The sequence below is a fragment of the Pollutimonas nitritireducens genome, from assembly GCF_002849615.1.
GTDB lineage: Bacteria > Pseudomonadota > Gammaproteobacteria > Burkholderiales > Burkholderiaceae_B > Pollutimonas > Pollutimonas nitritireducens.
Map to the genome: position 1 here is coordinate 113861 of NZ_PDNV01000010.1, position 21595 is coordinate 135455.

The window sequence follows — 21595 nt, forward strand, 5'->3', positions numbered from 1 at the left end:
CATCCCTTATGGGATGTCGGCATTTTTTCGAGGTGACTGAAGCCACCACGTGCTCACCCTATTGTCGATGTATCCTCCACGCAGAGCACTCTATGTCACAGGAGTGTGACACGATGGTAGTTCGCCCGGTTTTAAGGAGTAGATTAGTGAATCCACAGGATTTGGCCACGATACAGAAAATCGTACAGGACGCGCTGCAGAATGCTGAGTTCATCAACAAAGTATGGATTGCGGGCGCAGCAGTGCTTGTCTCACTGTTCGCCGCAATGGTCGCTTCACTCACGCAAATGCTGGTTGCCCGCTCACAGCGCAAGACTCAGCTGAAGCTAGCCGAACAACAGACGAGCGAACAGAAGGACGCGTTGAGAGATCAACTCTCAATGCAAGAGCTGGCCTCGCGGCGTATCGCAAATGCCAGTATCTCGGCCAAGCGCCAAATGTGGATTGACGAGTTGCGTAAGGACATTGCCAAGTACCTCACAACCTGGCAGGAGATATCCTATCGTTGGGATGCCATCGTGAACAGACCAGGGGTGGAATCAATCAGCGATGAGGGACTGGCTGCTTTCTCGCAGCCCATTGCCGAGATGAGGAAGGAAGCCCTTGAACTCCAATTGCTCATTGAGCTTCGATTGAATATGACAGAAGTGAACCACCAGGATCTCAAGGTGCTGATGAATAAGCTAGAGAATACGACTCGTCTCTATGACCGTACGGTCAGCCTGCTTCCCCCGACGAACATTCAGGCGGTCTTCAAGAGTATCCTCAAGGAAGTCATTATCAAGGCGCAGGAAATACTGAAGGAAGAGTGGGAAAGAGTGAAGAAGGACTCGTACGCAGACCCGAACGACCACTCCTACGCCAAAAACGCGGGTGTTTGAGCTTATAAACCTTCTTTATTTAACTCCGAACAAAGGAAAGCGGTCTAGTCGTATTTCTCATTCTTTGCTGATTGGATCAGAGGGTGCGGCGAAGGTATCGGCTTATTGCAATAGCGAGCCGAGCCATGTTTGTCATCTTCCCATTCCAGCATCCGGTAGGTAGCAGCCTGCTGATCGCAGCCGCGCTTGTAAGCGGTTGCTCGACCACTACTGCACCAACCGAAGCCCTCATCCCTGAAGAAGTCTCTTTTGTACCCGAGCCTACGCGGCCGAAGGACATCCCGGTGATCCGCTACGGGCGCTACACCCTCGTGGAGCTTGCGCCAACGACGGTGCAGCGTGACTTACTTTTGCAGATTGTGGATGTAACTATTCCTGAGGATGCTCGTGCATCGGTGGCCGACGGACTGCGCCATGTCTTGAAGCGCAGCGGCTATCAGCTTTGTCCGTTTGGCTCAGCTACCACCGAACTCTACGCACTACCTCTACCGCTGGCCCATTTGCATTTAGGGCCAATGACTTTGCGCGATGCGCTGCTGACGTTGGCGGGTCCTGCCTGGGAGCTGCGAATCGACGACGTGGCGCGACAAATCTGCTTTGTCCGATCCAATCCCAGCGACAGCGAGCATGAGCCGGCCAGTGACATACCTGCCAGCGAGCCGGTACTGACCTTTCCCGTCACGGTGACAGGAGTCCGGTCATGAGCAGCGCGCAAAGAACCTCACGTGGTACGTTCAACGTAGGCTTGCAGGTCCTGCTCTGGGTCTGGTTGGTCGTGCTCAGCGTACTGGTCGGCACTGGGTATCGTGCTATGGCAGGCCTTGCGCAACAGGCGCGTGTTGACTCAGGCCTGCGCCAAATTCAGGTGCTTGAGGCGCGGATGGCCGAACTGGTTGAAAGCGTGCAAATGCTCGAAGCCCAGCCCGAACCTGCCACAGTCGCCGCACTGCACCAGACGCGCCAACATCTTGAGGCACGTCTGACTCGAATGGAACAGACCCTTGCCGACCATTCCGTCGCAGAAGAGTTACAGGCGCTTCGTACCGAAGTCGAGCAGATGAAGACTCGCTCGCAACCCGCTTTGATCGTGCCCCCACCACCAACTAAACCCGCCACCCCCGTGGCTGCGGTGGCGAAGCCATCCCCGTTTCCATTTCGTGTCGTCGGTTCAGAAATGCGGGCCGGGCAGCGTAGCGTGTCTGTTGCGCCTGTAAAGGGTGATCTTACAGCGGACAAGATTCAGGTGGTGCTACCCGGCGAGGCCGTGGGGCAGTGGCGATTGCACGCCATTGAGGGCAACACTGCCGTGTTTCAAAACGGTAAACAGACACGTCGTCTGGTCATCCCTTGATTCGGAGCCTAGCCATGAAACCACAGATCGCCTTGGCGCTTGCCTTATTCGCAGGATTGCCGCCTTGGGTGTCGGCACAGTCCGCTTCCCAACAAGACGCCATCATGCAGCCATCGCGCACTGGTCAAAGTCAGATCGAACAAAGCCGCGACGAACGCCTGGCACGGGACTGGGGGTTGGGCACAGAGGAGTGGATACGCTTTGAAGAGCTGATGGACGGCCCGCTGGGGATCTATTCGCCTAACCTCGATCCACTGTCAGCCCTGGGCGTTGAAGCCCGCTCCGATGAAGAGCGCCGCCGTTACGCCGAACTGCAGGTACAGGCTGAAGCACGCCGCGTCGAGAAGTTGCTGGCTTATCAGCGCGCCTACGATGAGGCCTGGCAGCGACTGCACCCCGGCCTGCAGCGGGTGAATCTTCCCGATGCGACACCAGACGGCATGTCAATCGCAGGCAGCGGACGCACGGCAATTTTCGTGAAGGACGATTGTGCAACCTGCGGTTTGCTCGTGCAGCGTTTGCACGCGGTGGGCACTGAGTTCGACCTTTATATGGTCGGTAGCCGTCAGGATGATGCTCGCATCCGTGATTTGGCCAAACGCATGCAGATCGACCCGGTCAGGGTACGCAGCGGCACTATCACGCTAAATCACGATGGTGGACGTTGGTTATCGCTCGGCCTGTCCGGCGAGCTGCCTGCCGTCGTGCGCCAGGTGAACGGGCAATGGCATCGGCAACCGTAAGCCCAGTGCCGCCCCTGTGGGTGCTGCTGTTGGCAGCTGGCCTGTTCACCAGCCACGGGCATGCTCAGGAAGTTCCCCCGCCCGCCTATCAGTTGGCGGCTCAGCGAGCAGGCATTCCATCGATGGTGCTCTTTGCCGTGGCCCTGCAAGAAAGCGGCATCCGCCGCAATAACCGCCTTATCCCTTGGCCCTGGTCGCTGAATGTGGCGGGTCAGTCGTACCGTTATGCCACGCGTGCTCAGGCTTGCACCGGTCTGCTCCAGGCCCTGAGGGAAGCTGCGCCCACCCGCGTTGATGTGGGCCTCGCGCAAATCAACCTGGGCTATCAGAAACACCGCTACAACCGCCCATGTGACCTGCTCGACCCCTACGCCAATTTGGCTGTCGCCGCCGTCATTCTGCGTGAGCAGTACAAGCCGGGTGAGGATTGGCTGCTGGCGATAGGCCGCTATCACCGTCCAGCGGGCGGTGAGCCGGCGGCGCGTTACCGAAGCAGCGTTTCCCGGCATCTGACCCGTGTGCAGGGTCCGCCCGGTGCGCCACGCACTACCCATCAGGAGAGATCACAATGAAAATCATTTCTCTGGCCGTACTCGGCCTGTCCGCCCTGATCGCCACTGCACCTTTGTCAGCCAAGCAAGCGGCAGAACCGCTGATTGTGGTGGAAGATCGCGGTGGCGTATCGGCGTTACCGTACTACGAAGCGCTCAACCTGCAGCCGCGCACCAGAGGCATACAGCGCCCACCCGTTCCCATTCCCCAGTTGCCTTCAACCATCGACGGTGAAGCCCAGATGCTGCCCGTGCGTAGCGCGAAGCTCACACCGGGCGCGGTCGTGCGTCGGGTGATTGAGGCACCGGGCTTACAACCGTTTTTCTTAATTGGCGACGATGAGGTATCTCATGCCTGGCTGCGCCACCATGCAGTAAGTTTGCGTGAGCGTAACGCGGCTGGTCTGGTGGTCAATGTCGAGACGATGCAGGGACTAGAGCGCTTGCGGGCGCTGGCTCCCGGCCTGCAACTTTGGCCCGTCTCGGCGGATGATCTGGCCGAGCGGCTGGGGCTGCGCCACTACCCAGTACTGATTACGGCCACTGGCATCGAGCAATGATGCCATGGCACAGACCCAGCCGGTTGAGGTATTGCTGCGCCCGGCGGTGGAGCTATACACCGTGGCGGTGTGTGCCGGCGCCGCGATTCTGTGCGTGGTGGCCCCGTGGTCGCTCGCGCTGAATCCCAGCCTGGGGGTCGGTAGCGCTCTGGCGTTTGCCGTCTTCGGTGCCATTCGGTTTCGACAGGCCCAGGCGATTTTGCGCTACCGCCGCAACATCCGCCGCCTGCCGCGTTATGTGATGACCAGCCGCGATGTGCCGGTCAGCCAGCAGCGGCTGTTCATCGGCAAGGGTTTTTTGTGGGAACAGAAGCATACGCATCGACTGACGCAAACCTATCGACCTGAATTCCGCCGCTACGTCGAGCCCACACCTGCTTATCGACTGGCGCGGCGGTTGGAAGAACGTCTGGAGTTCGCGCCATTTCCCTTATCTCATTGGGCGCGGCTCACGGCATGGGATGTGCCATTGAACCCAGTGCGCCCGCTGCCGCCGGTCGGTGGTTTGCCGCGTCTGCATGGCATCGAACCGCAAGAGGTCGACGTCAGTCTTCCGTTAGGGGAACGCGTCGGACATTCGTTGGTGCTGGGCACCACACGGGTGGGTAAAACGCGGCTGGCCGAGCTTTTTATCACCCAGGACATCCGCCGCAAGAACAGCACGGGAGAGCATGAAGTCGTGATCGTCTTCGACCCGAAGGGTGATGCCGATTTGCTCAAACGCATGTACGTGGAGGCCAAGCGCGCCGGGCGGGAAGGGGAGTTCTATGTGTTTCACCTGGGTTGGCCGGACATTTCCGCCCGCTACAACGCCGTGGGCCGGTTTGGGCGCATTTCCGAAGTGGCCACCCGCATTGCGGGCCAGCTCTCGGGCGAGGGCAATTCGGCGGCGTTTCGGGAGTTTGCTTGGCGCTTCGTCAATATCGTCGCGCGTGCGCTGATCGAACTGGGACAGCGCCCGGACTATTTGTTGATTCAGCGCCACGTGGTCAACATCGATGCGCTGTTCATCGAGTATGCCCAGCATTATTTCGCCAAGACCGAACCCAAGGCCTGGGAAGTCATCGTTCAACTTGAAGCAAGACTCAACGACAGGAACATCCCCAGGAACATGGTCGGGCGCGAGAAGCGTGTGGTCGCGCTGGAGCAGTACCTGAGCCAGGCGCGCAACTACGACCCGGTACTGGATGGCCTGCGTAGCGCTGTGCGCTATGACAAGACGTATTTCGACAAGATCGTCGCGAGCCTTTTGCCCCTGCTGGAGAAGCTCACCAGCGGCAAGATCGCTCAACTGCTCGCGCCGAACTATTCCGACCTGAACGACCCCAGGCCCATCTTCGACTGGATGCAGATCATCCGCAAGCGGGCGGTGGTCTACGTCGGTTTGGATGCGCTCTCGGACGCCGAGGTCGCCGCCGCGGTGGGCAACTCTATGTTCTCTGATCTGGTATCGGTGGCAGGCCACATCTATAAGTTCGGTATCGACGATGGCCTGCCTGGGGCCAATGCGGGTCAGAAGGTGCCGATTAACCTGCACGCCGACGAATTTAATGAACTCATGGGTGATGAGTTCATCCCGATGATCAACAAAGGGGGTGGCGCCGGCATTCAGGTCACCGCCTATACGCAGACCCTCTCTGACATCGAAGCGCGTCTTGGCAATCGCGCCAAGGCGGGCCAAGTCATCGGCAACTTCAACAATCTATTCATGTTGCGCGTGCGCGAGACCGCCACGGCCGAGCTGCTGACCAAGCAACTGCCCAAGGTCGAGGTCTACACCACCACGGTCGTGAGCGGTGCCACCGACAGCTCGGACATTCACGGTAAAACCGACTTTACCAGCAATACTCAGGACCGCATCAGCATGACCAGTGTGCCGATGATCGAACCCGCGCATATCGTCCAACTGCCCAAAGGCCAGTGCTTCGCGTTGATGCAGGGCGGTGCACTGTGGAAGGTTCGTATGCCGTTGCCAGCTCCTGATCCGGACGAGAGCATGCCGCAGGATCTGCAGCAGCTAGCAGAGTACATGCGCCAGAGCTACACAGAAACCGGCCAGTGGTGGGAGAATCAGGGCATCCCTGGGCTGCAGGAGCAATCCCTGCCCGATACGTTGCTGGACGACGAGCCCGTGGATGCGGCAAGCCGCGATGCCGATCACGATGAGGCGGCGCCATGAGTGATGCGGCATCCACGACACAACAACAGCAGAACCGTCGTCAGGGGTTGATTGCAAGGCTCATTGGATTGCCGCTTCGGTTGTTCGGTGTGTTGATCGGATCACTGCTGATCTCCATCGTGGTTGAATGTGTGGGCATGCACCTGTTCTGGCAGGAGCAGGGTTGGCGCCATTCACAGTCGATGCTGCAGTACGAGTTAAGCCACCTGTCGGGCCACTTCACGCGCAGCGCCATCGTCAAGGAGCCGGGAAGGACCGCGCACCGACTGGTGGATACGGGCTTTGATTGGGTGTTCGTCAAGACCGGCGTGGGTGAACGGATGAGCCATACCGCTGATCGCGCTCGTGAGCCCAGCCAGGCCGGTACCAAGAACTTTCGCTACTATTTGAGCCAAGCTTACGTCTGGTCGGAGCGCTATTTGATCGCCGCGGCCTTCACCACGCTCACTTTCTTGGTGCGGTTGCTGATTCTGATGCTGACCTTGCCGTTGATCCTGCTGGCGGCCTTCGTTGGCCTAGTCGATGGGCTGGTACGTCGTGACGTGCGCAAGTTCGGTGCGGGTCGTGAATCCGGGTTCTTCTACCACCGCGCTAAAGCGTCGCTCATGCCACTGGTCGTACTGCCCTGGGTGATCTATCTGGCGTTGCCCATTTCCCTGCACCCGCTATTGATCCTGCTGCCAAGCGCCACATTGCTGGGCCTAGCAATAAATCTGACGGCGGGGAGTTTCAAGAAGTACCTGTGATTCGTAACTATTTAAAAATGATTCATTTGTGGAAATGGGCGGCGAAATAGTTGATCACCTCTGCAGCCTGCGTACCTTTCCGGAATCTTTGTTGCTCTGCGAAATCGATCGACGGGAGCATGTGGATTAACTGATGATCAGCATAGTGGGACATCACAGCTTCGGCGTCCAGCCCCGCAATACGCTGCCCCGTCAGTATATTGGCCGCTTCAATGGTTGCACCAATCATTACGTCAGCCAGTTGCACCGCCGGGCTGTCCTTGGAATCAACCTGCGTCACCGAAGTGAGCTTCAGGGGAAACTTGATGCTGGCGATCTCGGACTGGTGAAACTCGATCTGCTGGTCATGGTCAATGTAGCGCTGCAGCAGGGTGTTGTAGGTGAGTAGGTTCTTGGATTGATCATGCTCGACACGGTAGGGGCCGTCCATCATGACCTCCATGCGGCTCATTAGAGATTGCAGCACCACGAGAGCTGCATCGGTGCTCACCCCCGGCGTGGCGATTGCCGAGAGGCATTCAGGACAGGCATCGACCGCCAGGGGCCCCAGCGCTTCCGAAAGCTCGTGCCACCGTGTCTTTCGCGCCGCACTTACGAGTGCTCCTAGTGCTGCTGACGATTTGTCTTTGACGGCATGTTGAAACGCCGCCAGCAGTTTATCGAACGCTTCCCTCCCTAGCAAGGTCGGGCCGGCGTAGTACAGCAGGGATGCCAGGGCGTAGTTTTGGCCGTCCTCATAGAAGTTCATGCCGCGTTCGTAGTAGAACGGTTCGACGGCGTAATCCATGAACATCAGCAACAGCAGGTAGCGCTTGTCGCAGACATAGGTTACGCATTTGTAGTTGGTCAGCAGATCCCGCTGCAGAGCCAGCAGGCGGGGATGGTTGCCGGGCCGGCGCGCCAGTGAGCGGTACTTGAGCTCGGTGGCTTGCAACTTGGGGAAGTGCTCACGAATCAAACGCTGGGCGTCTTCATCGCTTATGGCGATGGCTGTCGCACCCTGGAAGCGCTGCTCAGGGTTCAGCAGGTCGAACCCGGTGTAGCCACTCTCATCAATCCGGAAGCACTCCATTCAAGTTTTCCCTGGCACGATGTTGACACCGATCCGATCCGCCAGGTCCAGCACTTCATCGTAAACGTCCGCATCGTCCAGCAGACTACGTGAGCCCCCCTCATCCTGGAGTGAATCACTGGTGATGCGATCACCAAATAAAATCATGGCACGTGCTGAATCGTCTTGTCTAGAAACCCACGATAGCCCCTGGGCCTGGGGAAATTGAGAGTGGATTGCGGCAGCCCATTTGCGTGTGGCAGGGTACTGGTTCTTCTCAGTGTCGATCAGTTGCTTGCGCGTCACGCCCAGCTTGCGTAGCGGTACGCTTGCAAGGTCAACCAGCTGTAATTCCTCCTCAACTTGAATAGTGGAATGCACCTGGCCGGCTAGTTTGCCTTTATCGACGCTCTTGAAGCCGGCCGTGTGCGGGACGTCATGGAACACCGTTTCCATCAATGCACACGCCATTGTTGTTCCAGCGTAAAGCGTGGGTATCGGGGTTCCCTGCTCATCGTGGATCGGGCTGAATCGTGCATTGCCTTGCACGCTGGGATTGAACTGATCCGCTTGGTACATGCTCTGATGGACGCGGTGCAGCACCTTGCCCGGTGTAAGCCGGGTGAGCGTGACATGCAGTGTGTCAGGAGGCTCCGGCGTTGTGTTAGATGCCTCCTCAGAAGGTGCCGATGGCTTAGACCTAGCCATGCGCGATCTCCTGGACCTCGTCCATAGCCGCCTCGATAACACGCTCGGGCTCGGACGCCAACAAATCCTGAGGCTTCTTGCCGCCCAGAAAGCTATTGTCCGAACGGAACCAGTAGGCCATGCCCCAGCTGTCTTTGTTCCTGGCTAAGATTTCAATGACTTTAGCCATAGCTTTTGACGGTCGGAAACCCGCGTTTCGATCTAAGCCGTAACCCGGAAAGTAGTCGACGCCGCCGTGGTTGATCGCGAAGATTTGCCCCTGCTTTTTCCATTTATTCGGTTGAGCGCTGGGATTTCGGGTGCTCAACTCTGCCAGTTGTGCAACCTCGGCGGCCGTCAGCCAGTCACCGCTCTCTAACACGGCTTTGCGCGCCTGCACCAGCATGACCGCTTCCTTGAGCAAGCGGGGGGAGGGCGGTGTCCGAGGCATCAGGACGTCGACTAAACGATCAATGGACTCTCGGTCATGGCGCTCCAACATCAGTTCAAACATGGAGGATGTCACGTTAGCGACATTTGCCGCGAGGGCCTCTAAGACCCGGGGCCTGATATGGTCGAACGTTACGAGCAGTACTTGATCAGCATGCGATTTGCCAAGTCGTGCCTGTACTTCCTTTGGGGTGCCAACCAACGTCGAGACGCCTGGATGGTCTATTACGACGTTCATGGATGTGCTCCTTATGGGTTATGATAGTTATCAAATAATAGCATATGCCAAATAACCTTTAAAGTGCCTGTTTTCTGACAACTTACCTTGGATCGATAGGAAACTTTATCCATGAAGCCCCGCAAGCTCTACGTAATCGGCAACGGCTTTGACCTACAGCATGACATCCCATCAAAGCTGGATCAGTTCAAGCAATACCTTCGAGACAACGACAATAGCGTCTTCAGGGAAGTCGAGGAGTATCTTCCCGTCCGAGAGGACTGGTGCGACCTTGAGGAGGCGCTGGCAGACATGGATGTGGATGCGATTATCGATAACTTGGGCCATTTCATGGCATCGTACGGAGCTGAGGACTGGAGTGATTCTGGACATCACGACTTTCAGTTTGAAGTGGAGAGCCTCGTAAAGCGGTTGTCATCAGAGCTTCGGCAACTATTTGGGGAATGGATACGCCAGCTTCCAATCCCCACGCCGACAACCGCGCCAAAGCGGCTTACCGGACTGGACCGTACCGCGGCATTCCTGAACTTCAACTACACCAGCACTCTGATTACGCTCTATGGCGTGGCGGCGAAGCGGATACTGTTCATTCACGGCTGCGCGGCGCAGCTTGATGAGGAGTTGGTCCTGGGGCATGCCTGGGGCTCGCAGAACCGTCGCTCGCTGAATGATCGGTCAGACATCACCGATATCGATACTCGGCTGGTCGAGGCTCATGACATCCTTGATGGATACTTCTCTACCACCTTCAAGCCTTCTGAAGCGCTGATAGCCAAGAATCAACCCTTCTTTCAAGGTCTGGCAAGCATCGAGCAGGTGTTTGTGCTGGGGCATTCCTTGTCGGACATCGATGCTTCCTACTTCCAGGCGTTACTCGACCAGCCCAAAGTTTCTGCTGCCCAGTGGCACATCGCCTGTCGCTCGCTCGACGAATGGCTAGAGAAGCAAGCCCAGCTTATTCGATGGGGGCTCAATCCCTCCTGCGCACGACCTATTTCCTGGGAAAGCCTTTGACTCTACATTGACCTCCCCCTGTCAGGACAAGGCCTGATAAGACAAATCCGGTCGCCCTCCAGTTCTTATTGTTTGCAGCCTGATTGCGCCTGCTACGTCACGATCATTCCATTGTTGATCTAACGAAGGGATGGGGCGATGGTGCTCTCAATTCGGTGTCGTGCTGCGCATGGTGGCGTGTCTCTCCTGCTCACTGCGGTTTTAGCCGTGCCGCTGACGGTTCAGGCTGATGTGCCGGTTCAGCGGCAAGACCTGGCTGCGGCCCTGCGCCAACTAGATGCGCTGGAACGATTCGTGGCGCAAAGCGCTGCGGCTACGCCCATCATGCCGGGTGATCGTTACTACTTCGACTATCCACGTTTGCTGGCCGATTTGGCCCGCGTGCGTTCCGGCATCCAGTCTCATCTGACCCCCTCGCGTGCCCAACCGCGTGACCTTGCCGAGCTGGCAGGGGATTACCGCAGTGAGCGTGGGCCCCAGCACAACCCCTTGCTGCAGGCCCAGCCATGACCTCCGCCCAGATCAGCGCCTTTCAGGCCAACAGCAGCATGTCGCCCGCCATTATGGCGACCGTCTTGGTCGGTTTTGTGTTCGCGGTGTTGCTGCTGTGGGGGGCCTGGGCGATTCGCACGGCCTACGTCGGCTGGGCTGAAAATCGAATCAATCAACGTCAGTTCCTGGGCGTCGTCGTGCGGTTTCTCGCGATGTATCTGGTGCTGACTTTTTTCCTCCTGTCCTGACCCGCAAGGAACTGACCATGAAGACCCGCTTATTTCGTACACCTACCGCGCTCGCCTCACTCACTGGGGGCTTGGCCCTGCTACCCACGCTGTCGTTCGCCCAGGGCTTGCCCACGTTGGAAAACCCGTCGCGCGGCACGGGCGGCGGCATTATGGAGACCATCCGCAACTATGGCTACGACATCGTGCTGTTGGTGGCGCTCCTGGTAGTAGCGTCCATGTTTATCGGGGTGTGTTACCACGCCTACGGTACGTACGCCGAAATCCACACAGGGAAAAAGACCTGGGGCCAGTTCGGCTTAAGCGTTGCAGTCGGCGCCGTGCTCCTCGTGGTCGGTATCTGGTTGCTGACTGAAGCGACCGGCGTCCTGTAAGGAGGACGGGTTATGTCCGAGCATCAGCATGTCCAGGCCGATGGCACCGTGTCGTTCCTGCCGCATCGCCTTAATCGTCATCCGGTCGTGGTACGCGGTTTGACGGCGGACGAACTGTGGATTTGCTGCGGTCTATCGGGCGCGGCGGGGCTGCTGATGGGTACGCCCTTGTCCTGGCTGTTCTCGACCATTGCTCTGGCGCCGACCTTCATTGTCGTGGGCATCGCCTTGGGGGTATTCGTCGGTGGCGGCATTCTGCGCCGCAAAAAGCGCGGCCGGCCCGACACGTGGCTGTATCGGCAACTGCAATGGCGCATCACGATCTCGTATCCGTTGCTGGCCGGCTGGGTGCGCGGCCAAGAGCTGATCACGCGCTCCGGCTGCTGGACAACCCGAAGGGGTGCGCAATGAGCCGATTCAAGAATGAAGTTACCCACCTGCAGGCGCATATCAAAACCCTGCGCATCGGCACGGTCGCGCTACTGCTGGTGGCGTTGGTTATGGGGGGCGGGTGGTGGAGCGCGCCACGCGATTTGACCATTCACGTCCCGCCGGACCTGCGATCAGGCAGCACCCGCAAGTGGTGGGAAGTGCCGCCCGAGTCGGTCTACGCCTTCACCTTTTATGTGTTCCAGCAGCTTAACCGTTGGCCGACCAATGGCGAAGAGGATTACGCGCGCAACCTGCATGTCTTGTCGCCGTATCTGACGCCATCCTGCCGGGCCTTTTTGCAGGCCGATTTCGAATACCGCCGCAGCACGGGTGAACTGCGCCAGCGTGTGCGTGGCGTCTATGAAATCCCCGGCCGTGGCTATGGCGAGAACCCGAGCGCTCGCGTGCGGGTGGTGTCCGACGACGATTGGATCGTCACGCTGGACCTGAGCGCGGACGAGTACCACGGTTCCGAGCAGGTCAAGCGGGCGCTGGTGCGTTACCCCATCAAGGTCGTGCGGGCGGACGTTGATCCGGCCCGCAACCCGTTCGGCCTGGTGATGGACTGCTATGACGGCGCGCCCCAGCGTATCACCGTGCCTGCGCCGCAAATGCCGCAGCGCGGTGGCCTGGGACTACAAGGAGAGAGCCCATGATCCTCAAACATTGGATTCTGGTCGGGTTGAGCATTTTGGCCTGGATGATGGCACTCCCTGCCCTGGCGGTGGAAATCCTGCGCTGGGAACGCCTGCCGCTGGCCGTGCCGCTGGTTGTCGGCCAGGAGCGCATTGTGTTTATCGACCGCAATGTGCGTGTTGGAGTGCCCGCCAGCGTGGGCGAGCGCCTACGGGTGCAAAGTGCCGGCGGTGCCGTCTACCTGCGTGCCGATGAACCGATAGAGCCCACTCGTTTGCAGTTGCAGGATGCGGACACCGGAGAACTGATACTGGTGGACATTGCGGCAGGGCCGGCCAATGACGGCGAGCCTGCTCTGGAGCCGGTGCGGATCGTTGAGGGGAGTACCACACCCCAGCGCTACGCTCAGCAGGCGGTAGGCAAGGACTCGGGCGCGCAGACAGGCCCGGCAAACCTCTTGCGGCGCGACACCCCGATGCCGGTGGTGCTCACGCGCCATGCCGCACAAAACCTGTATGCGCCGCTGCGTACCGTGGAGGCCATACCCGGCATCATGCGCGTGAACCTGCGCGGCGACCTGAACCTGGACACACTGCTGCCGACCCTGCCGGTACGCGCGCTCGCCGTGGCGTCCTGGCGGCTGGAAGATCAGTGGGTGACAGCGGTCCGTCTGACCAACACCAGCCGTAGCTGGCTGGAACTGGACCCGCGTGCGTTGCTGGGCGATTTTCTTACCGCCACCTTCCAGCACCCGACCTTGGGACCACACGGTACGCCCGAGGATACGACGGTCGTGTACGTGGTCACCCGCGGTCATGGGCTGGCGCAATCGCTGCTGCCCGCCATCCAGCGTTTTGACCCAGCGGTGCATCTGCCTCATCTCACCCAAGAAGGGCAAGAAGCGCAAGGAGACGGCCATGCGCAGTAACGGACTTCTGAAGTGGCTGATGATTCCGGTGGCCCTATTGGTACTTTTTGCGGGTATCCGCCTATTATCGGGTGGCGACACGACCCGTTCAGGCGCTGCCGGTTCTGGTAGTCAGCTCACGCCCGAAGAGATGCAGGCGCTGGGCATTGAGGGCGATACCCCGCACGACACCGTGGCAACGCTCGTGGCGCAGGTCAAGCAGATGCGCACGGAGCTACAGACGGCGCAGGCCGACAACAAGACGCAACGCAGCGAGAACGTGCGTCTGCGCCAGCGCGAGACCGCCATTGATCAGCGCATCAGTTCGGCACTGGAGTCCGAACGCAGCACCTTGCAACGCGACCAGGCGAAGCTCGCCAACGAACGCCAGCAGACCGAAGGGTTGCTGCAGGATCTGCAGCGTCGTCTGGAAAGCCTGGGCAATACCGATCTGCCTGTAGGTCTGGGCCTGCGCGAGGGGGATGCGGATGGCTTTGGAGCCGACGCCGGTATCCGCTGGGTTGAGCCCGATGATGCCCGAGAGGTCGATGGCCGCAACCGCAGCAGTAGTAGTCTGAGTTTTCCAACGAGTTTCGGCCCTGCGCAGAAGACACTGGAAACCACCGTCGGCCGCGTGGCCGATGCCGGGGCCAAGGCCGCCGGGGTGAGCACCGCCAAGGCGGTCTATACGGTGCCGACCAATTCCACCCTGATGGGGTCGGTCGCGATGACCGCGCTCATAGGTCGCGTGCCCATCGACGGCACGGTCAATGACCCGTATCCCTTCAAGGTCATTGTCGGGCCGGACAATCTGACCGCCAACGGCATCGACATTCCGGATGTGGCGGGGGCTGTCTTCAGCGGCACCGCCTCGGGTGACTGGACGCTATCGTGTGTGCGCGGTCAGGTGCGCAGCATCACGTTTGTCTTTCATGACGGCACAATTCGCACCATCCCTGAAGACAGCGAGCGAAATAATCAGCGCAACAACGAGGACGACGGCCTGGGCTGGATCAGCGACCCGTTTGGTATTCCTTGCGTGTCGGGTGATCGGCGCAGCAACGCGCAGCAGTACCTGGGTACGCAGGCTTTGATTACCGCCGCTGGTGCGGGCGCGGCATCGCTCATTGATTCAGACAGCGGACGGATGTCCTACGTAGGGGCCGACGGATCGATTGGCACCACAGGTATTACCGGCAACGAGGCCATGGGCCAGATTCTGGCCGGTGGCGTGCGGGACATGTCGCAGTGGGTCAACAAGCTCTACGGTCAGGCCTTCGCCGCTGTGTATGTACAGCCTGGCGCCAAGGTGGCCGTCCATCTGGAAAAACCCCTGGCTATCGACTACGAGCCGCAAGGGCGCCGGGTCGATCACCGTATAGGAGAAGGACATGCGCTTGAACTGGATTAAACCCTTGCTGCTGGGCATCGCCGCAGTGATGCTCGCGGGGTGCGCTACCCATAAGGACGAGTTGCTGCCCCACGGTGGACGAACCATGCAAGATATCTGGCACCACGAAGCGGGTGAGGGCGGCAGTGGCCAGGTGGCACGCCGCCAGTTGCTCGACGTACGCCAGAGTCTGCGCCGGCCGCTGACCGAGGCCGATATGCACGCTGCCCCGAAGGAACAGGCCGGCTACACCCGCACCGCCGCCAACGAAATCCAGCGCCAGTTCCATCGCCTGCCCAACCCGGATTTGGTGATGTACGTGTTCCCTCATTTGGCGGGCACCGACCCCGTGCCGGTACCCGGCTATAGCACGGTCTTCCCGTTGTATCAGCGGGTGCAGTACGCGATGCCGGGCGAGCGCGTGGAGGCGTATTAATGGCATGGCGTATTCCTTGGCATAAGCGTGCCAGCCCCGATGACGAGGTTGCCAACGCCGATCACCCCGATGGCTGGCAGCGCCATATTCAGACTCTGAACGAGGCGGGGATTCCCGAGCCGGGTGAGGCCGTCCAAGGCAACCGGCCCGCGACACAGGCGGACGAAGAGGCGTTGTACGGCGTCGCGCCGTCCTTTGTCGAACTGCTACCGTGGGTGGAGTACCTGCCCGACAGCCGCTGCATGCTGTTGGAGGACGGTCAATCGGTGGCCGCATTCTTTGAACTGATTCCGCTGGGTACCGAAGGCCGGGAGGCCGCCTGGCTGGCTCAGGCGCGCGATGCGCTGGAAAACGCCCTGCAAGACAGCTTTGACGAACTGGACGAAAATCCGTGGGTCCTGCAGCTCTACGCCCAGGACGAAACCAGCTTCGATCAGTACCTGAAGACCTTGCAGGGTTATGTGCAACCGCGTGCGCAGGGCACACCGTTTACCGAGTTTTACCTACGATTTTTCGCGCACCACTTGCGGGCGGTGGCTAAGCCTGGTGGGCTGTTCGAAGATACGGTGGTCACGCGCTTGCCCTGGCGCGGCCAAAGCCGCCGCGTGCGCATGGTGGTTTATCGCCGCGTCACGGGGCAAACGGCAAGGCGAGGTCAGAGCCCCGAGCAGGCGCTGAACATCGTGTGCGACCGGCTGGCTGGTGGCTTGAGCAATGCGGGTATTCAGGCCCACCGCCAGGATGCGCCGCAGATCCACGACTGGCTGCTGCGCTGGTTCAATCCCCTGCCTCCGCTACTGGGGCCAACGGCCGAGGACCATGCACGCTTTTACCAGTTGACCGCCTACCCGCCAATCCAAGACCCCGACGATATCGAGTTGGCCAGTGGTCGGGATTTCAGCCAACGGCTGTTCTTCGGTCAGCCGCGCTCGGATGTGGCCCAAGGCTTGTGGTACTTCGACGGCATGCCGCACCGGGTTATGGTCACCGACCGCTTGCGCACGCCGCCGACAACGGGGCACCTGACGGGCGAAACCCGTAAAGGGGACGCCATCAATACGTTGTTCGATCAGATGCCCGAAGACACGGTGATGTGTTTAACCGTGATCGCCACGCCGCAAGATGTACTGGAGACGCATCTGAATCACCTGGCCAAGAAGGCGGTGGGCGAAACCCTCGCCTCAGAGCAGACGCTGCGGGATGTGCAGGAGGCCCGGTCTCTGATTGGCAGTGCGCACAAACTCTACCGGGGCAGTCTGGCGTTTTACCAGCGTGGCCGTGATGAGGCCGAGCTGGATCACCGTGGCCTGCAATTGGCGAACGTGATGCTTAACGCGGGGTTGCAGCCGGTGCGTGAAGAAGATGAGGTGGCACCGCTTAACACCTATTTGCGCTGGTTGCCGTGCCTCTACAACCCGGCGCAGGATCGCAAGCAATGGTACACGCAACTGATGTTCGCCCAGCACGCGGCCAATCTGGCTCCCGTCTGGGGGCGCAGCCAGGGCACCGGGAATCCCGGCATTACCTTCTTTAACCGAGGCGGTGGACCCATCACCTTCGATCCCTTGAACCGGCTTGATCGACAGATGAATGCGCACCTGTTCCTGTTCGGCCCGACGGGGTCGGGTAAGTCAGCCACGTTGAACAACCTGCTCAATCAGGTCACGGCCATCTACCGGCCAAGGCTATTTATTGTGGAGGCCGGCAACTCCTTCGGCTTGTTCAGCGACTTCGCAAAGAGGCTGGGTCTCACGGTCCACCGTGTCAAACTCTCGCCTGGCGCGGGCATTAGCCTGGCACCGTTCGCGGACGCCCGTCGCCTGATCGAGACGCCCAGCGACGTACAGACGCTGGATGCGGACGCCCTTGATGGCGAACCGACCGCTGATGGCATCGAGGAGACGGGCGCGGATGAGCAACGCGACGTGCTGGGTGAATTGGAGATTACCGCGCGGCTGATGATTACGGGCGGTGAGGACAAGGAAGAAGCCCGTATGACCCGCGCGGACCGATCGCTGATTCGCCAGTGCATTCTGGATGCCGCCCGGCGTTGCCACAGCGAAGGTGGCGAGCAGCGCACCGTATTGACACGCGATGTGCGCGATGCGCTACGTGAGCGTGGCCAGGACAGCACATTACCTGAAATGCGTCGCGCCAGGCTGCTGGAGATGGCTGACGCCATGGACATGTTCTGCCAGGGTGCGGATGGCGAGATGTTTGATCGGCCCGGCACGCCCTGGCCCGAAGCCGACATTACCTTGGTTGATCTGGCGACCTACGCCCGCGAGGGCTACAACGCGCAGCTTTCCATTGCTTATATTTCGCTCATCAGCACCGTCAACAACATCGCCGAGCGCGATCAGTTCCTGGGGCGGCCCATCATCAACGTCACCGACGAGGGCCATATCATTACCAAGAACCCGCTGTTGGCGCCCTACGTGGTTAAGATCACCAAGATGTGGAGGAAGCTCGGGGCCTGGTTCTGGCTGGCGACGCAAAACGTCGATGATCTGCCTAAAGCCGCCGAACCCATGCTCAATATGATCGAGTGGTGGATCTGTTTGTCGATGCCACCCGATGAGGTCGAGAAAATCGCGCGGTTCCGAGAGCTATCGCCAGCGCAGAAAGCGTTGATGCTCTCCGCGCGCAAGGAGGCCGGTAAGTTCACGGAAGGGGTGATTCTGTCCAAGAGCATGGAGGTGCTGTTTCGAGCCGTACCACCGAGTCTCTATCTGGCCTTGGCCCAGACCGAGCCCGAAGAAAAAGCCGAGCGCTACCAGCTTATGCAGCAGTTCGGCATCAGCGAACTGGACGCCGCGTTCAAGATGTCCGAAAAAATTGATCGGGCTCGGGGAATTGATTCTCTGGCATGGGAGCAAATGTAGCGCCGGCTATTTCTCGCGCTGACCCAAGTCGCCGAGCTTGGAAAGTGTGTTGTCCGGGTCGTATACGCGAAGCTGGTTGTGCGTCCGCGTAGAACTGTCGTAAATCACCAAGTTCGTGCCACCCGGATAAGATTGTGACGGAAACAAAATGCCGTCCAGACCTGCCGAGATGGTGTCATCGGCCATGTACCACGTGGGCGGTTCGATCCCGTGTCCGAACCACTCTTCTCGCCAGTCCACGGCGTAATCCGCCCACAGTGCGGGCCAGCGTTCCGGATCAAAGCCGCCGCTCAAATCGGCGACCCGCAACTGCCGAACAAAGAATGTACAGATCGTTCCGGGTCGCAACCAGGGGTTGTCTTGACGGTATTCAGCCAGTGCCGTTGCATCGGTCATCGCTAGATAGAGTGCCTCTTGGCCTGGACGGTTGAAGCGGCCTCCCTGACGGGCTGCGCCCAGGCCTGAAAGCGGCATACTGGCATAGCTCGGAGCGATAACCCTGTAGAAGGCCGCATCCTCTTCCAGACCGATAGTATGCTCGATCATCCAGCAGCCCCGCCTGCCAGAGATTCCAGATACGCAATCACTGCATCGGCTCGGCCTTCCTGAATCAACGTATCCGCCGTCTTATAGCCGAACGATTTCAACGGCTCATTACGCAGCAGGAATGCCGCCCGCTCCGGGTCGCCTGTCATCTCAGTGGCTACCGTCAGGACCCGCAGCATGTCTTGCAGGTACTTCTGTAGTTGAGGGGTATGGGGGCGTGCTGTAGGCGTATTGCGATGCACTCGCGCTCGCTCGGCCAACTCCTGGACGCGGAAGCCGAAGAATTCACCGACCCGAACCGGGGACAAGAACGGCGTATCGGGCTCTCGGAATCGCTCAATGAATGGGTGTGAGATGGCGAATCCCATGATTTATCTCCCTTGCATTGGATATGCACTAATTATGCACCTAAACTGCTCTGAAAACAATCAATCAACTGACAAAAGGGCCGGCCTTTCCACGGCGAATTAGCCATCGGTTTGGCACAGATGGGAACAGGGTAGGCGGTATGCCGTATTGATAGGCCACATAAATAGACCAACATGTTTGACTAACGCATCAGCACCCGATTCACCCCTTGTTTGGGAACTACGATGCGAGCACCAATACCTTCCAGTCGCGATATGCTGCGCCGCCTGATCTGGCCTGCCGTCGTTATGGTATTGACGTTTCTGGTTTTTTGGCGACCTTCCGTTTTCATTGCTTCGATGGGGCAGGGTGTCCAACTATCCGCAGCCGAGAAGGCAGCAATGTCTCAAGTATCGGGATCGCCTTGGCATCATGGCTCGGCCACTGCTCGCTTCACGTTAATTCTGTATGCCGATCTGGAATGTCCATACTGCAGGACTTATGTCCCGCCATTGATGGCCTGGATTGATCGGCATCCTGATATCCGCCTGCAGTGGCAACATCTGCCACTCTCCATGCACGAGCCTGCGGCTTCCCAACTAGCTGCGCTGGCGGAGTGCGCCGGCGAGGCTGGCGGCCCCGAAGCCTTTTGGCGGACGATCTCCTGGATTTATCAGCACACGCGAGGCGATGGGCTAGGGTTGCCGGATGGCATGTATCCGCCTGATCACGAAGCATTACGCGCTTGCCTGGCGAGCGAGCGCCCGTTAGCGATGGTGCAAGCGCAAGCCGACGGCGCTGCAGGCAATGGTATAGCGGCCACCCCGATGCTGCAATTGCGCGACGAGCGTACCGGCCAATCCCTGTGGTTACAGGGGCCGATTGCCGGTGACGCGCTGCTGTCAGCGATGGATCTGCTTGTGACCGATGATCCGGCCACCGCTGCCGCATACCCCACTGAATTGTCCGCCGTCCCAGACGGCAACAAGCCCAGGTAGCCCGCAATCTTAAAGGCTACGGCGTGGTGTATGCCGCGTTGATTGCACACCCCGTTCCGCACCGCATCCCCTGCGCGGATACCCACCTGATACGAAGGTGCTGGATGCTGATTATTCACTCATTCTTCTTTATCGTCTCCGGAGGGTTTGCCCTCTCGGGTACGCGTCCTCCGAGCTTATCTATTGGAGGTTTGTTATGTTCCCCACCCCTAATGTCGCCGATTCCGGCGCGCAATTAAGCTTTGATCTCACCGACCAGCAGGATGATCGGATTATCCAGCAAGCCATTGCACTCTTGGAAGATCGCGTGTTCAAGGCGGGTCCGACGCTCGATGGCCCGAAGGCGGTTCGGGATTATCTGCGTTTGAAGTTGATGGCCGAACCCAACGAGGTCTTCGTTGTGGTGTTTCTCAACAGTCAGCATCAAGTGCTGGCGTGTGAACCGTTGTTCAAAGGCACGGTCAACCAAGCGGCGGTTTATCCGCGCGTGGTGGTGCAGCGTGCTCTGGAGTTGAACTCGTCTGCTCTGATTATGAGCCACCAACACCCCTCGGGCACGACCGAGCCCAGCATGGCAGATCGCGCGCTCACCAATCTGTTGAAAACCGCGTTAGCGATGGTCGATATCCGGGTCGTGGATCATTTCATCATCGGTAAAGGTGAACCGTACTCCTTTGCCGAGTCCGGTTTGCTGTAGCAGGCCCCCAGCCGCGCCTACGCCAGCGTGACATTTTTCTCGTTTTAGTGTTCAACCCCCGTGCGGGCTCTCCCGGCCCGCACGGGTCGGCATAGGGCGCGCGCACCTTCTCACATATGGGAGTACATCATGCAGCCCAAAACTCATTACTTCGAGGGTGTTGCCTTCATCGCCACTCCTTATCGAGCTGGCTCTTATATCCGCAAGGATGTGTTCTGGCGCCAGTTCACCATCACTTGCCAGGGCAATGTGGAATATCCCGAAGACGATCCCGTCTATGGCAGTTGGTGGACGCCGCACTCCCTCGTTCTGGGCGCGTGCGGCTTGATCGAGGATGCCATGTCGTTGGCTAATGCCCGAGTGTCGCACCATGACTTTGACTTCTCTGATGCGATCGACGCATTGGACTTCACACCCGAGTTGATCATCATCTGTGACAGGGATGGACGCTTGGTACTCGCTGGACAGGTCCGGGGAGATAACGTGAAATGGTGCCTCCCGGTCGTTTCTGATGAAGAAGCCGAGCAGATCGTCAAAGAAGTCGCCGAACTGCGCAGCGAAGCAGCCTACGAAGCGGGATGGGACAATTACTCCACCGCGCAAGGCCTGCGCTTTCGCGCTCGTGTCCTGGAGGGTCGGCTGGTGGATCGCTTCTGGCGCCACCACACGCGTAAGGTCGTGCCGGAGGCAACTTTATAATCCTAGTGGGAGCCTCGCGCTCCCTTCTTTCTGCGTAGTCGGCAGCTTAACGCCAA

At 59.3% G+C, this 21595-nt stretch carries 26 protein-coding genes; 21 read left to right on the forward strand and 5 right to left on the reverse strand.

The window, feature by feature from the left end; translation table 11 throughout:
* The first annotated feature begins 146 nt into the window (after nt 1-146).
* From CR155_RS15925 to CR155_RS15960, 8 genes are all read left to right on the forward strand, one after another.
* Nucleotides 147-881 (forward strand): hypothetical protein, encoded by a 735-nt coding sequence (locus CR155_RS15925; RefSeq protein ID WP_102071025.1) that lies wholly within the window; start codon nt 147-149, stop codon nt 879-881.
* A 125-nt stretch (nt 882-1006) separates the two neighbouring features.
* Nucleotides 1007-1585 (forward strand): PFGI-1 class ICE element type IV pilus protein PilL2, encoded by a 579-nt coding sequence (pilL2, locus tag CR155_RS15930; RefSeq protein ID WP_102071026.1) that lies wholly within the window; start codon nt 1007-1009, stop codon nt 1583-1585.
* Nucleotides 1582-2232: a hypothetical protein gene (locus tag CR155_RS15935; protein WP_102071027.1), complete on the forward strand. Its 651-nt coding sequence runs from the start codon at nt 1582-1584 to the stop codon at nt 2230-2232. The genes pilL2 and CR155_RS15935 overlap by 4 nt, the downstream gene beginning before the upstream one ends.
* Before the next feature lie 14 nt (nt 2233-2246).
* Nucleotides 2247-2975: a TIGR03759 family integrating conjugative element protein gene (locus tag CR155_RS15940; protein WP_199171788.1), complete on the forward strand. Its 729-nt coding sequence runs from the start codon at nt 2247-2249 to the stop codon at nt 2973-2975.
* A complete protein-coding gene (locus CR155_RS15945; protein WP_102071028.1) occupies nt 2957-3547 on the forward strand; it encodes a transglycosylase SLT domain-containing protein in 591 nt (196 codons plus the stop codon). The genes CR155_RS15940 and CR155_RS15945 overlap by 19 nt, the downstream gene beginning before the upstream one ends.
* Nucleotides 3544-4086, forward strand: a complete 543-nt coding sequence (locus tag CR155_RS15950; RefSeq protein WP_102071029.1) for an integrating conjugative element protein — start codon at nt 3544-3546, stop codon at nt 4084-4086. Before CR155_RS15945 ends, CR155_RS15950 begins: the two co-directional genes overlap by 4 nt.
* Before the next feature lie 4 nt (nt 4087-4090).
* Nucleotides 4091-6265: a type IV conjugative transfer system coupling protein TraD gene (gene traD, locus CR155_RS15955; protein WP_102071030.1), complete on the forward strand. Its 2175-nt coding sequence runs from the start codon at nt 4091-4093 to the stop codon at nt 6263-6265.
* Complete coding sequence (locus CR155_RS15960; RefSeq protein ID WP_102071031.1) at nt 6262-7011, forward strand: TIGR03747 family integrating conjugative element membrane protein; 750 nt, start codon at nt 6262-6264, stop codon at nt 7009-7011. Before traD ends, CR155_RS15960 begins: the two co-directional genes overlap by 4 nt.
* A gap of 22 nt (nt 7012-7033) precedes the next feature.
* Here the strand turns inward: CR155_RS15960 and CR155_RS15965 are convergent, their stop codons facing one another.
* The 3 genes from CR155_RS15965 to CR155_RS15975 are packed head-to-tail and all read right to left on the reverse strand — an operon-like array spanning nt 7034 to nt 9437.
* Nucleotides 7034-8083 (reverse strand): DUF3800 domain-containing protein, encoded by a 1050-nt coding sequence (locus CR155_RS15965; protein WP_102071032.1) that lies wholly within the window; start codon nt 8081-8083, stop codon nt 7034-7036.
* Nucleotides 8084-8770: an RES family NAD+ phosphorylase gene (locus tag CR155_RS15970; protein ID WP_102071033.1), complete on the reverse strand. Its 687-nt coding sequence runs from the start codon at nt 8768-8770 to the stop codon at nt 8084-8086.
* The gene (locus CR155_RS15975; RefSeq protein ID WP_102071034.1) at nt 8763-9437 is read right to left on the reverse strand and encodes a hypothetical protein; all 675 of its coding nucleotides are present in this window, start codon (nt 9435-9437) and stop codon (nt 8763-8765) included. The genes CR155_RS15970 and CR155_RS15975 overlap by 8 nt, the downstream gene beginning before the upstream one ends.
* A 111-nt stretch (nt 9438-9548) precedes the next feature.
* Here CR155_RS15975 and CR155_RS15980 point away from each other — a divergent pair, with 111 nt between their 5' ends.
* From CR155_RS15980 to CR155_RS16025, 10 genes are all read left to right on the forward strand, one after another.
* Nucleotides 9549-10451: a bacteriophage abortive infection AbiH family protein gene (locus tag CR155_RS15980; RefSeq protein ID WP_102071035.1), complete on the forward strand. Its 903-nt coding sequence runs from the start codon at nt 9549-9551 to the stop codon at nt 10449-10451.
* A gap of 138 nt (nt 10452-10589) precedes the next feature.
* On the forward strand, nt 10590-10961 hold the full coding sequence (locus CR155_RS15985) for an integrative conjugative element protein, RAQPRD family (protein ID WP_102071036.1): 372 nt from the start codon (nt 10590-10592) through the stop codon (nt 10959-10961).
* A complete protein-coding gene (locus CR155_RS15990; protein ID WP_102071037.1) occupies nt 10958-11191 on the forward strand; it encodes a TIGR03758 family integrating conjugative element protein in 234 nt (77 codons plus the stop codon). The genes CR155_RS15985 and CR155_RS15990 overlap by 4 nt, the downstream gene beginning before the upstream one ends.
* 17 nt (nt 11192-11208) lie before the next feature.
* On the forward strand, nt 11209-11565 hold the full coding sequence (locus CR155_RS15995; RefSeq protein ID WP_102071038.1) for a TIGR03745 family integrating conjugative element membrane protein: 357 nt from the start codon (nt 11209-11211) through the stop codon (nt 11563-11565).
* A gap of 12 nt (nt 11566-11577) precedes the next feature.
* On the forward strand, nt 11578-11976 hold the full coding sequence (locus CR155_RS16000) for a TIGR03750 family conjugal transfer protein (RefSeq protein ID WP_102071039.1): 399 nt from the start codon (nt 11578-11580) through the stop codon (nt 11974-11976).
* Nucleotides 11973-12653, forward strand: coding sequence for a PFL_4703 family integrating conjugative element protein (locus CR155_RS16005; protein WP_102071040.1), 681 nt, complete (start codon nt 11973-11975; stop codon nt 12651-12653). The genes CR155_RS16000 and CR155_RS16005 overlap by 4 nt, the downstream gene beginning before the upstream one ends.
* Nucleotides 12654-12697: 44 nt before the next feature.
* Nucleotides 12698-13561 carry a TIGR03749 family integrating conjugative element protein gene (locus CR155_RS16010; protein WP_439650453.1) on the forward strand — a complete coding sequence of 288 codons (864 nt, stop codon included), beginning with the start codon at nt 12698-12700 and terminating at the stop codon, nt 13559-13561.
* On the forward strand, nt 13551-14951 hold the full coding sequence (locus CR155_RS16015; protein ID WP_102071042.1) for a TIGR03752 family integrating conjugative element protein: 1401 nt from the start codon (nt 13551-13553) through the stop codon (nt 14949-14951). The genes CR155_RS16010 and CR155_RS16015 overlap by 11 nt, the downstream gene beginning before the upstream one ends.
* Nucleotides 14932-15366 carry a TIGR03751 family conjugal transfer lipoprotein gene (locus CR155_RS16020; RefSeq protein ID WP_102071112.1) on the forward strand — a complete coding sequence of 145 codons (435 nt, stop codon included), beginning with the start codon at nt 14932-14934 and terminating at the stop codon, nt 15364-15366. Before CR155_RS16015 ends, CR155_RS16020 begins: the two co-directional genes overlap by 20 nt.
* The gene (locus CR155_RS16025) at nt 15366-18251 is read left to right on the forward strand and encodes a conjugative transfer ATPase (protein ID WP_102071043.1); all 2886 of its coding nucleotides are present in this window, start codon (nt 15366-15368) and stop codon (nt 18249-18251) included. Before CR155_RS16020 ends, CR155_RS16025 begins: the two co-directional genes overlap by 1 nt.
* Nucleotides 18252-18257: 6 nt before the next feature.
* On the opposite strand, the gene CR155_RS16030 is transcribed toward CR155_RS16025, so the two are convergent.
* Entirely contained in the window at nt 18258-18797 is a 540-nt protein-coding gene (locus CR155_RS16030; protein ID WP_102071044.1) for an RES family NAD+ phosphorylase, read from the reverse strand.
* Nucleotides 18794-19165, reverse strand: a complete 372-nt coding sequence (locus tag CR155_RS16035) for an MbcA/ParS/Xre antitoxin family protein (RefSeq protein ID WP_102071045.1) — start codon at nt 19163-19165, stop codon at nt 18794-18796. The genes CR155_RS16030 and CR155_RS16035 overlap by 4 nt, the downstream gene beginning before the upstream one ends.
* A gap of 225 nt (nt 19166-19390) precedes the next feature.
* Between CR155_RS16035 and CR155_RS16040 the strand changes: the two genes are divergently transcribed.
* The 3 genes from CR155_RS16040 (at nt 19391) to CR155_RS16050 (ending at nt 21539) form a co-directional block, all read left to right on the forward strand.
* Nucleotides 19391-20143: a DsbA family protein gene (locus CR155_RS16040; protein ID WP_102071046.1), complete on the forward strand. Its 753-nt coding sequence runs from the start codon at nt 19391-19393 to the stop codon at nt 20141-20143.
* 196 nt (nt 20144-20339) lie between these two features.
* Nucleotides 20340-20840 (forward strand): RadC family protein, encoded by a 501-nt coding sequence (gene radC / locus CR155_RS16045; RefSeq protein WP_102071047.1) that lies wholly within the window; start codon nt 20340-20342, stop codon nt 20838-20840.
* Nucleotides 20841-20969: 129 nt separating this feature from the next.
* Complete coding sequence (locus CR155_RS16050) at nt 20970-21539, forward strand: hypothetical protein (RefSeq protein ID WP_102071048.1); 570 nt, start codon at nt 20970-20972, stop codon at nt 21537-21539.
* The last annotated feature ends 56 nt before the right edge of the window (nt 21540-21595 follow it).